The sequence below is a fragment of the Streptococcus suis genome (genome assembly GCF_046032115.1).
GTDB classification, from domain to species: Bacteria; Bacillota; Bacilli; order Lactobacillales; family Streptococcaceae; genus Streptococcus; species Streptococcus suis_AJ.
Genome location: NZ_JARQOZ010000024.1, coordinates 22,653 through 33,063 on the forward strand (window position 1 = coordinate 22,653; position 10,411 = coordinate 33,063).

The 10,411-nt window shown below is 42.2% G+C and carries 9 protein-coding genes and 1 riboswitch; all 9 genes read left to right on the forward strand.

The window, feature by feature from the left end:
* The 9 genes from P7J36_RS07965 (at window position 1) to P7J36_RS08005 (ending at window position 10,142) form a co-directional block, all read left to right on the forward strand.
* On the forward strand, window positions 1-654 hold the full coding sequence (locus tag P7J36_RS07965; RefSeq protein ID WP_408551815.1) for a GNAT family N-acetyltransferase: 654 nt from the start codon (window positions 1-3) through the stop codon (window positions 652-654).
* Window positions 655-859: 205 nt separating this feature from the next.
* Window positions 860-1,174, forward strand: a complete 315-nt coding sequence (trxA, locus tag P7J36_RS07970; RefSeq protein WP_002941035.1) for a thioredoxin — start codon at window positions 860-862, stop codon at window positions 1,172-1,174.
* 133 nt (window positions 1,175-1,307) lie between these two features.
* Complete coding sequence (locus P7J36_RS07975) at window positions 1,308-2,837, forward strand: AMP-binding protein (protein WP_408551816.1); 1,530 nt, start codon at window positions 1,308-1,310, stop codon at window positions 2,835-2,837.
* A gap of 39 nt (window positions 2,838-2,876) precedes the next feature.
* Window positions 2,877-3,815: a peptide-methionine (R)-S-oxide reductase MsrB gene (msrB, locus tag P7J36_RS07980; RefSeq protein WP_408551817.1), complete on the forward strand. Its 939-nt coding sequence runs from the start codon at window positions 2,877-2,879 to the stop codon at window positions 3,813-3,815.
* Between the two features lie 201 nt (window positions 3,816-4,016).
* Window positions 4,017-5,999, forward strand: coding sequence for a DUF1430 domain-containing protein (locus tag P7J36_RS07985; protein ID WP_408551818.1), 1,983 nt, complete (start codon window positions 4,017-4,019; stop codon window positions 5,997-5,999).
* 1 nt (window position 6,000) lies between these two features.
* The gene (locus P7J36_RS07990; RefSeq protein ID WP_408551819.1) at window positions 6,001-6,633 is read left to right on the forward strand and encodes an ABC transporter ATP-binding protein; all 633 of its coding nucleotides are present in this window, start codon (window positions 6,001-6,003) and stop codon (window positions 6,631-6,633) included.
* Between the two features lie 256 nt (window positions 6,634-6,889).
* Window positions 6,890-6,994, forward strand: a riboswitch (glycine riboswitch).
* A 109-nt stretch (window positions 6,995-7,103) separates the two neighbouring features.
* Window positions 7,104-8,438, forward strand: a complete 1,335-nt coding sequence (locus tag P7J36_RS07995; protein WP_408551820.1) for an alanine/glycine:cation symporter family protein — start codon at window positions 7,104-7,106, stop codon at window positions 8,436-8,438.
* Between the two features lie 257 nt (window positions 8,439-8,695).
* The gene (locus tag P7J36_RS08000; RefSeq protein ID WP_044759256.1) at window positions 8,696-9,544 is read left to right on the forward strand and encodes a mechanosensitive ion channel family protein; all 849 of its coding nucleotides are present in this window, start codon (window positions 8,696-8,698) and stop codon (window positions 9,542-9,544) included.
* Window positions 9,545-9,554: 10 nt separating this feature from the next.
* On the forward strand, window positions 9,555-10,142 hold the full coding sequence (locus tag P7J36_RS08005; protein ID WP_408551821.1) for a DUF4352 domain-containing protein: 588 nt from the start codon (window positions 9,555-9,557) through the stop codon (window positions 10,140-10,142).
* The last annotated feature ends 269 nt before the right edge of the window (window positions 10,143-10,411 follow it).

Below are 10,411 nucleotides of genomic sequence, written 5' to 3' on the forward strand. Positions count from 1 at the left end.
ATGATTATCAGAAAATATCAAACCAGTGATGAAAAAGGCTGGGTTTATTGTAAGGCACTCAGCTACCTCTTCTCTCCATTCTTTGATGATAGAGAGACAGAGAAGCCCGAACTAATGACAGACGTTTATGATTATCGTGTGGAATGGGTGGCTGAAATGGACGGGCAAATCGTTGGTCTAATTGACATCGATATTTACACGGAAGAGTGCAGCCAGTCTTATATTTACGCACCAAGTAAGCGAACAGCTTATTTTACTAACCTAGCAGTTCACCCTGATTTTCAAGGGCAGGGCATTGCCCAGGTGCTTTTTGAAAAAGCAGAGCAGGAGTTGAGAGAGCAAGGTGTAGAGAAATTAGCCATCTTTACCAGAGAGGGAGATGTAGCCAATCATTTGTATCAGAAATGGGGAGGACAACTGGTTTGCTCTGACTACCTAGTCATCGGTACACCCAAAGACACACCTTATGTCCGTTTTGGTGTTGACCTTCCCAATGCCAAATTGGCTTTTAAAGATGAAGCAGGTCAGCCAGCACCCTACTATTTGAGAGAAGGTGTTTATGTCGTGACAGACCAAGCAGATTTAGAATTGTTTGACATCGAAGATGTCTATCAAGAATTGACCTATGTGGTGGATTTAACAGAAAAAAGTTGAAAATCTTTTTATGATGAACTGAGCAAGTGGAAGGAATGCTCAGTTCTCTCTCGTATTTTTGTGGTTCAGTTCGGCTTATCCAATTTGTTCTTGCGTTTGAAATTTTCATAGGTATATTTACCTAATTTTATCTCCGTAGCAAAAATTCGCATTCTGTTTTCTTTTGGTGTAGAATGATAGTAGAAAAACAGAAACGGAGAAAATTATGGTTCAAGTTATTACAGATGCAAACTTTGAAGTTGAAACACAAGAAGGCGTAGTCCTTGTTGACTTTTGGGCACCTTGGTGTGGTCCATGCCGCATGCAAGCACCAATTTTGGAACAATTAGCAGGCGAAGTGGACGAAGATGAATTGCGTATCTACAAGATGGATGTGGATGAAAACCCAAACACAGCTCGTCAGTTTGGAATCATGTCTATCCCAACTCTTTTGTTTAAAAAAGACGGACAGGTTGTGAAACAAGTTGCTGGTGTCCACACTAAAGACCAAATCAAAGCAATCTTGGCAGAGATTGGTTAATTGAAAATGAAAGCAAGTGGTGGATTGACTACTTGTTTTTTTACAACTGTGAGTCATACAAAGATATAAGATTGTGAAGGATGGCACAAGATGTTATAATAACCTTATCATTGTCATTTTAGAAAGGTTAGACATGTCAACTATTAGTTACAAACCATTAAATCTCTATCGTCAGTTTAAAACAGCAGCTAAAGAGTTTCCACATGTTGCTATTTATTTTGACAAACCCTACGCATCCTTTCCTGAATTAGGATTGGAAAATACCTATCAAACAGTTTTTGAGGCCATTCAAAAAAGAGCTGCCCAATTTGCAGTAGCAGGTATTGGTTATGGGGATAAGGTAATTCTATATAAGAGTCCAGCTTTTGACACCTATTTGTTAGCAGTAGCGGTAACGGCATTGGGTGCTGTTCCTGTTATGATTTCCTACCATTTGCCATCTTCGAATTTAGATGTGTTTGCAGAGCGATTGGAAAAGTCTTTCATTGTCTACGACCAAGAAACGGAAGAACGTGTAGCAGGAATGACTCGAACTGACCTGGTCACAAAGGTATTTTTACCCCAAGTCCTAGTGCAAGAAGCAGTTGCTTTTGAAGAAAATCTCCTGCCAGAAGATGTCATTCAATACATGACCCATACTTCAGGAACGACAGGTGTTCCAAAACTAATCTGCCACACAGCACAGACCATGGGCTGGCGAGTAGCTTGGCAACAAACTATTTTTGACAAGATGACGGAGAGAGGCTTACTGGCTTTCCATATCTCTCCTGTTCATTCACGCTATAATATCGGCGTGTCGTCGGCAATTGGGCTAGGATTTCCCCTCTACCCGCTTTCTTCTGTAAGAAAAGATGATGTTGAACGGGCGCTTGCTCTTCATCGTCCAAGTGCTCTGGAAACCCATCCTAACAACTTTGTCCAATGGGCAAGATTGGCCAAGGAAAAACCAGAGGTCTTTAGTAGCATTCGTTATTACCATTCAACCTTTGATGCCATCAATATTGGTACGCTTCGCGCCTTCTTGGAGGCTTCTAAAATGCAACATCCAGTCTTTATGCAGGTTTATGGTCAAAGTGAATGTGGTCCAATGATTTTACGTTACCATCGTTTGGAAAATCTAGGAACAGTTAGCGGGCGAGATATGGGGATTGGTCTGAAAGGTTACACAGAAGCACGCATCACAGATGACCAAGGGAATCCTCTCCCAGCTGGAGAAAACGGCCATATCCAGTTCCTGTCAAAAGGCCGTGCGGTGACCTACTACAAAGAAGATGCCCGCTTCCAAGATAATGTGTACGGTGCTTGGTGGGATAGTGGTGACTACGGCTGCATGACTCCAGAGGGGACACTTCTTCTAAAAGACCGTCAGGTTGACCTGATTGAGCACATCGACAGCAATCTAGCCTTGGAAGATTTATTGCTGGATAAATTGGACTTTTTATCAGAAGTCGTGATTATCCGCGATGTCAATGGTGCACCGCAGCCGATTATTGCTCTGGCAGAAGATACTGAGATGAACTGGGAAGCTTGGTGGGCCATGGTTGCAGACCTACCACTATTGAAAGAGCCCATCTTGATGGCTTATGACGACATTCCACGTACTGCGACCATGAAGGTTCAACGCCTCAAAATGGAAGCAGAAATGAAAGAAAAAAATCTGTAAGGGTGACGAAACCACGCTTGCAGATAAGAAGGAGTTCACATGAAAGAAATTTACCTAGCAGGCGGTTGTTTCTGGGGGATGGAAGGCTACTTTTCCCAGATCGATGGTATTCTTGACACCAGCGTTGGCTATGCCAATGGACAGGTGGAGACGACCAATTATCAACTCCTCAAACAAACAGATCACGCAGAGACGCTCTATCTAGCCTATGATGAGACTCGTATCCATTTGCGGGAAATTCTCCTTTACTATTTCCGCGTCATTGATCCCTTCTCTGTCAATCAGCAGGGGCCTGACAAGGGTCGCCAGTATCGGACTGGTATCTATTACACAGATGAGGCTGATTTGCCGACCATCGAGCAGGTCATGACGGAGCAGTCTCAGCTCTTTGGCGGACGCCCCCTAGCCGTTGAAGTGGAGCCACTCGCGCATTACATCCCCGCCGAAGACTACCATCAGGATTATCTCAAGAAAAATCCCCAAGGGTACTGCCATATCGATCTTGCACAGGCAAAAATCCCTCTGATTGATGTTGCAGACTACCAAAAGCCAGACCAGCAAGTCTTAAAAGAAAGCTTGACCGACCTCCAGTATCAAGTCACTCAAGAAGCTGCGACGGAAAGACCCTTCGAAAATGAGTTTTGGAATAGCGACCAAGCTGGCATCTACGTCGATATTACGACTGGCGAGCCCCTCTTTCTCTCGACAGACAAATTCGACTCAGGCTGCGGCTGGCCCTCCTTTACCAAACCAATCAGCAAGGAAGTTGCGACTTATTTCCAAGATCTTTCCCACGGCATGAACCGCATTGAAGTTCGCAGTCGGGCTGGTCATGCTCATCTAGGCCATGTCTTTGATGACGGACCGCGTGACAAGGGTGGATTACGTTACTGTATCAACTCAGCAGCCCTTCGTTTCATACCGAAAGAAGAAATGGAAGAAGCAGGCTATGGACTGTTTTTGGAGTTGCTTAAATAAATTTATGAACGCAGAAAGTCTATTCGCAAAGAATAGGCTTTTTGTGTATTAAAATTGTATGTTCAGAAAGATGATTTTGATATAATAATTTATATATAGATATTATTTTAGTTGGACAGGTGATCTATTTTAATCGGGTTTGAGCGATTATAAACATCGCCTTTTCTTACATTTTAGAGAATAGGAAGACAGGTGATTGTGATGAAAGGAAAATTTGTACTTATATCGACGATCATTCTAGCCGTCTTTATGATTTGGTTGGGAGTTAGTCAAAAGGAGACTATGCTTGTTCATTATTTTCCTTCTGTGACCACTTTGTCGGTATCTGAGGACGTGACTTACTCAGATGTACGACAGAGATTAGAGGAATATTCTCAACAGACGGATAGTGTGATTGCCAGGCGGGTGATTGAGCCAAGTACATCAGGTGGACGTACCTTTTCCTATGACAATTTTAGTCAGTCTCCCCTGCCGAGAGGACTGGAGGAATTTCAGGCATCAGAAAAGGTGGAGTCTGCGCTTTTAACCAAATATTTTATTTTCCAAGGGAAAGCGACGGTAGAGGAGCTTCGGTCTCTTCTTGTTTCGCTTGGATTTGACGAGGTTCAGATTCGGAAGCCTTCGACTATTGCTACTTTACTCGCATTTCTGACACAAGGTGGTCAATTCTTAGCCGTACAGGTCTTTCTTATTACCTATATGGCTTTGGTCGTGATTGCCAATGTAAGGCAGTTGCGTACAGCAGGTATCCGTTTGATTGCAGGAGATTCACGTTGGCATTTATTTCTACTATCTCTACAGGAAAATGCGAAAGAGATAGCTCTAGCTATCCCATTTGTGGTTCTTCCAGCAGTTGGACTGGCCTATCTCATCGGATTAGATAGCTATTCCGTCTACTATCTGGTCGCAGCCTTGGTGGGCTATCATTTCTTGCTTGGTTTGATTGCCCTTTTTTTCGCTGCTACATTTACCTTGGCCATTCGAACCTACCACTTTTTACCCTTGTTAAAAGGGAAGATGCCTCTACAAGGAATCCTGACCATTATGGTTATGGGGCAAATGCTGGCTCTACTAGTGGTGTCATTGGGCATGGCTCAAACCGTCTATTATTCAGGGATTTGGCAGGAATACCAAGCAGGTGCCCAGCAGTGGGAGAAAGAAGGGGATTACTATAGTTTGGCTTGGAACATTTCTGCGGATGGTCGCTCAGGACTAAATTCGCCTGAAAATTGGTATCCTTTACTAAAGCAAGCATTGGAGGAAGACGGCGCGCTCTTTGTCAAAAGTAATTTGAATGCCTATTTAATGGGCTCCCAACTGGAAGATGGAACAAGCCTGGACAGCTACCATCCAGCAGGAAACACCCTCTACGTTAGTCTAAATTATTTGCAGATACAGGATGTAGACTTGTCGGACGAAGCATTACCTTCTCTACAAGAAGGAGAATTTCAACTTCTATTACCTGAAACATTGCGTCCTGAAAGTGATAGGTATCTCCATCTTTACCAAGATTATATCAATCGTATGGTTAGACCTGCCAATCAAGCAAGCTCAGCTACCATTAAGGGAAAAGTTGCCTATCTAAAAGATGGGCAGAAGCAGTTTATCTACAATCATCGTTCTGGTCAGCATGTGCAATATTTGAAAGACCCTATTTTAGTTGTGCTGGCACCGTCAAGTCTGGGAGAGGAATCTGCTGATTTTTGGTTGAATGAAGTAGATAGCAGTATGCTATTTAAAAACAGAGATAAACTTTTACGCGAATTGAAGGAAAGAAATCTGTTTCAGTTTGTTAATGAAGTGAAAAGTAGCTCCTCCCTCTTTACGGAACTTTTAGACCGTATTCGGATAGAGACCATTTCAACCTCTATGGGTGCTATTTTAGGTATCGTGACATCGATTGTTTTGTTTAATACCATGAATCTCTTATACTTCGAAGAGTTTAAACGTGATATTTTTATCAAAGAAATTGCAGGGATGGATTTTTTTGGAATCCATAAGAAATACCTAACGGTTCAGCTACTGGCCCTTTTATTAGCCTTGGGAGCGAGCATGGTAGTGACAGGTCACATGTTCATAAGTAGTATCAGTTTTGCTTTGTTTCTGGTCAATGCTCTCTGCTTATTGAGGTGGGAGACAAGAAAAGAAGGAGCTTGGAATATCCGTATTTTGAAAGGAGCCTAGTATGTTTTCTATCCAATCAATTCAAAAGAAATTTGGGAAACGTAGCTTGTTTTCTGATGTAACGCTAGACTTGCAGGCTGGAAAGGTCTATGCCTTGATAGGTGCCAGTGGTAGCGGAAAAACGACCTTGCTGAATATCTTAGCCAAGTTGGAGTCCTATGATGCAGGTGACATTCTTTACAAGGGGAAGGATTTGAAAAAGTTGAAGCCCCATCTCTTTTTTAGGGAGGAATTAGGCTATCTCTTTCAGAATTTTGGTCTTTTAGAAAGTCAGACAATCAGAGAAAATCTGGATTTGGGCCTGATTGGTCAGAAATTATCTAAAGATGAAAGGAAGTTGAGGCAGGAAGAGGCACTTGATGCAGTTGGTCTGTCTTATCTGGACCTATCCCAGCCTATCTATGAACTCTCAGGAGGAGAAGCCCAGCGGGTAGCTCTTGCTAAAGTCATCCTGAAAAATCCTCCATTGATTTTAGCAGATGAGCCGACGGCTGCCTTAGACCCTAAGAGCTCCCAAGAAATTATGGATATGTTATTATCTTTGAAAAGTCCAGATAGGCTAATTGTGATTGCGACCCATAATCCTTTGATTTGGGAGCGAGCAGACCTTATCATAAAAATGGAAGACTTGTAAAAATTCATACTCTATCAAAATTATCCGTTGTCAAGAGCCTTGATGAGTGAAAAGCTCCAGTGGAGCTTTTCAGCCTGTTACCTTGAAACAAGACAGTAACAGAGTTCTATCTTTGGCTTCGTTTCCTAGACTACTTTTGGTTTTCATTGAGTATCAGAAAATATTCTTGATTTTTTCGTGAAATTAGATTAAAATAAAACTAGATAAAACTGAATAATCGGTTGATATTGGGTAGAAGGGAAACTGACTGTTCAATGGACGGAACTCTGGAGAGACCATTTTGGCACCGAAGGGGCAAGGTAGTTCTGCTTGGAAAAGTAGAGCTACTGAAACTCTCAGGTAAAAGGACAGAGCGTTGAAAAATAGGCTTTTTCTGTATTTTTCACGTTGATTCTAGAGGTTGAAGAGTTCAGCCTCTTTTTGTTTTTCCGGCAGCTTTATCGGATTAAGAATTATGCTTAGGAGGAACTATGTTAGAACTATTTAAGGCTATCAACAATCTTGTTTGGGGACCGCCCCTCTTGTTACTATTGGTCGGAACGGGTGTTTATCTCACTCTACGTTTGGGAGTATTTCAGATTGGCAAATTGCCGACGGCTTTTCGTCTGATTTTCTCCAGTGACCAGTCTGGTCAAGGGGATGTGTCCAGCTTTGCGGCCCTTTGTACAGCTTTGGCAGCGACAGTTGGTACGGGAAATATCGTTGGGGTGGCAACTGCTATTACGACAGGTGGATCAGGTGCCCTCTTCTGGATGTGGGTGGCGGCCTTTTTCGGGATGGCAACCAAGTATGCGGAAGGATTTTTAGCCATTAAATACCGTACAAAGGATGCCAATGGTCAAGCAGCAGGTGGGCCTATGCACTATATCACCTTGGGGATGGGACAGAAGTGGAAACCCTTGGCTGTTTTCTTTGCTGTCTCAGGTGTCCTCGTAGCGCTTTTGGGAATGGGGACATTTTCACAGGTTAATTCGATTGCATCTTCCATGTCTTCGAGTTTTGGATTAGCTCCCCAGTTGGTCAGCATTGTGACAGCCATTTCAATTGCTTTCTTTATCTTTGGGGGAATTGAAAAAATATCGGATGTTTCGACCAAAATCGTTCCTTTCATGGCAATTTTATACATTTTGGCAAGTTTGATAGTCTTGGTAGTTCACTGGAATGAACTGTTGCCGACCCTTGGTTTGGTTCTGAAATCTGCCTTCTCACCTGCAGCAGCAGTTGGTGGCTTTATAGGGGCAACTGTAAAAGAAGCGATCCAACGTGGTATTGCGCGTGGAGTGTTTTCAAATGAATCTGGTCTAGGTTCAGCGCCTATCGCAGCTGCAGCAGCCAAATCGGATAATCCTGTTGAGCAAGGTTTGATTTCTATGACGGGTACCTTTATCGATACGATTATTATCTGCACCTTAACAGGTTTGACAATCTTGGTGACAGGTCAGTGGTCTGTCGAAGGATTGGAAGGAGCTCCTCTGACACAGGCAGCTTTTGCAACAATTTTTGGCAATGCAGGATCTATTGCCTTGACGATTAGTTTGGTACTTTTTGCTTTTACAACTATTCTCGGATGGTCTTACTATGGTGAACGCTGTATCGAGTTTCTATTCGGTACCAAATCCATCTTGCCTTATCGTCTGTTATTTGTGGCAATGGTAGCCCTTGGTGGTTTCCTCAAACTAGACTTGATTTGGACCATTGCCGATATTGTGAATGGTCTCATGGCCCTACCAAACTTGATTGCCTTACTAGCTCTCTCTCCTGTTATCATCAAGGAGACACGCCAGTATTTTGCAAAGAAGAAATAAGATAAAAGACAGTCGTTTGGCTGTCTCAGATTGAAGAAAAACTCCATTTTGGACAATTTTCTTCAATCTTTTTTCTTTATGTTGAAAATAAAAAACTCTCAGAAACGCGAAATATCAATGTTTCTAAGAGTTTAATGACTTGCTATCTTTCGCAAACTTCTTCAATTTTTAATATTTTTAGGAGTTTGTCTACGTTCTAAGTCAGCCACTTGGCTGTCTTTTTGTTCTTTTAGGATGTTTTCTGCTATAATTATCTCATGAATGATTTTATTACCAAGTATTTGTCTCAATTTAATATTGAGGCCATTGTGACAGCAGGTTTAAATAAGGTTTTATCGCTTGTTTTACTCTTTGTTGCATTTTACATTATCAAGAAGATAGCCAAAGCTTCTGTGAAAAAGGTTTTGGTTCCCTCTCTAAAGGTGTCTACACAAGACATTGGTCGTCAGAAGACCATCAGTCGTCTGGTGGAAAGCATCCTAAATTACCTACTCTACTTCATCCTTATCTACTGTATTTTGAGTATCCTCGGTTTACCGGTATCCAGTCTTCTTGCAGGAGCCGGGATTGCTGGGGTAGCTGTTGGGCTGGGAGCACAAGGTTTTCTCTCAGACTTGGTCAATGGATTCTTTATCTTAATTGAACGACAGTTTGACGTCGGAGATGTGGTTAAGTTAACCAACGGGCCCATTACCATTTCAGGAACCATCGTTAGCATGGGAATCCGAACAACACAAGTACGTGATGCAGATGGGACATTGCATTTTATTCCCAATCGCAACATTCTAGTGGTGTCCAATCAGTCAAGAGGGGACATGCGTGCTCAAATCGATATTCCGCTCAAATTTAATACCGATTTGGACCAAGTTTATCGTGTAATAGAAGAGGTCAATTTGAGAGAAATCAGCAATTTTGACCAGATTACAGGTGTGACTGTATTAGGTCCCCAAAACGCTATTTCGGGACAGTTTGTATTTCGTGTTAATCTTTTCGTAGCTAACGGTCAACAGAACAAGATCTATCACCAATTCTTTGGTTTTTATCAAGATGCTCTGCGTCAAGCAGGAATAGATTTACCTTCAAGTGGACCAACTGTTTTAAAATAAGGAGTTTATGATGCAAACAAAAGATTTTGTCGTTGAAAATGGGCAGATGTATTATAAGAAGAAACCCTTGCACAAACAGACTCTCTTTTGGACGACCATTGCTGGTGCCGTTCTCTCCTTTATCCTAGGAGTAACCTGTTTTATTTTTATGATTGGCCTAAGCGCAGCAAATTTTGATAATTGGGATACAGGTAGTGACGGATACATTGACGAGACTGTGGAATACACGGAGTATCAAGTTGGTGACTCAGTTGATTTTTCTGATGGTCTTCATGTGACCGTAACGTCGATGGGCAAAGACGATAGCGTAGAACTAGTAGATAGCTACTACAGCACAGCTTATGTTGTTGAAATGGAAGTTGAAAATTCGACCGCAGAAGAACTCTATTTTGATGAATACTATTTCAGTCTCATGGACCCCGTTAGTCAGATTCCATTTTCTCTGGATTTACGGACCTACGATGTGAATCTAGTTGAAAAGTTGAAGCCAGGAGAGAAAGTACAAGTAAAACTTATCTACGGTATAGATAATGAAACAAACTTTGGTTTTACCTACGAAGATGCCATGTGGACGGAATTAGTCGCAGAAGGTATCTAATCGCTGTAGAAAAAGTTTTAAATACTGCACAATTTTCTGGGTTTCTAACGCCCCTTGGTTCAGATTGTTCGGCTTGATAATCGACCTATCTGTTATTTTTACGTTTTAAAAAGGGAGTGGGAAAGAACTCGACCAGTCTAAAAGGAGTTCGTCTTCCCACCCCCGCACAGTTGATTAGGTCAGATTTGGAGCGTGAAACACGAACAAATCTGCCAATCAACCACTGCGCTGAGATGTTGACACGAACTCTGAGAAGTGTGGCAGGACTT

What these genes read in the sequence shown, in the direction of transcription:
- P7J36_RS07975 (WP_408551816.1), top strand. Translation starts at nt 1,308, where the DNA reads ATGTCAACTATTAGTTACAAACCATTAAATCTCTATCGTCAGTTTAAA.
- P7J36_RS07995 (WP_408551820.1), top strand. Translation starts at nt 7,104, where the DNA reads ATGTTAGAACTATTTAAGGCTATCAACAATCTTGTTTGGGGACCGCCC.
- msrB (WP_408551817.1), top strand. Translation starts at nt 2,877, where the DNA reads ATGAAAGAAATTTACCTAGCAGGCGGTTGTTTCTGGGGGATGGAAGGC.
- trxA (WP_002941035.1), top strand. Translation starts at nt 860, where the DNA reads ATGGTTCAAGTTATTACAGATGCAAACTTTGAAGTTGAAACACAAGAA.
- P7J36_RS08005 (WP_408551821.1), top strand. Translation starts at nt 9,555, where the DNA reads ATGCAAACAAAAGATTTTGTCGTTGAAAATGGGCAGATGTATTATAAG.
- P7J36_RS07965 (WP_408551815.1), top strand. Translation starts at nt 1, where the DNA reads ATGATTATCAGAAAATATCAAACCAGTGATGAAAAAGGCTGGGTTTAT.
- P7J36_RS07985 (WP_408551818.1), top strand. Translation starts at nt 4,017, where the DNA reads ATGAAAGGAAAATTTGTACTTATATCGACGATCATTCTAGCCGTCTTT.
- P7J36_RS07990 (WP_408551819.1), top strand. Translation starts at nt 6,001, where the DNA reads ATGTTTTCTATCCAATCAATTCAAAAGAAATTTGGGAAACGTAGCTTG.
- P7J36_RS08000 (WP_044759256.1), top strand. Translation starts at nt 8,696, where the DNA reads ATGAATGATTTTATTACCAAGTATTTGTCTCAATTTAATATTGAGGCC.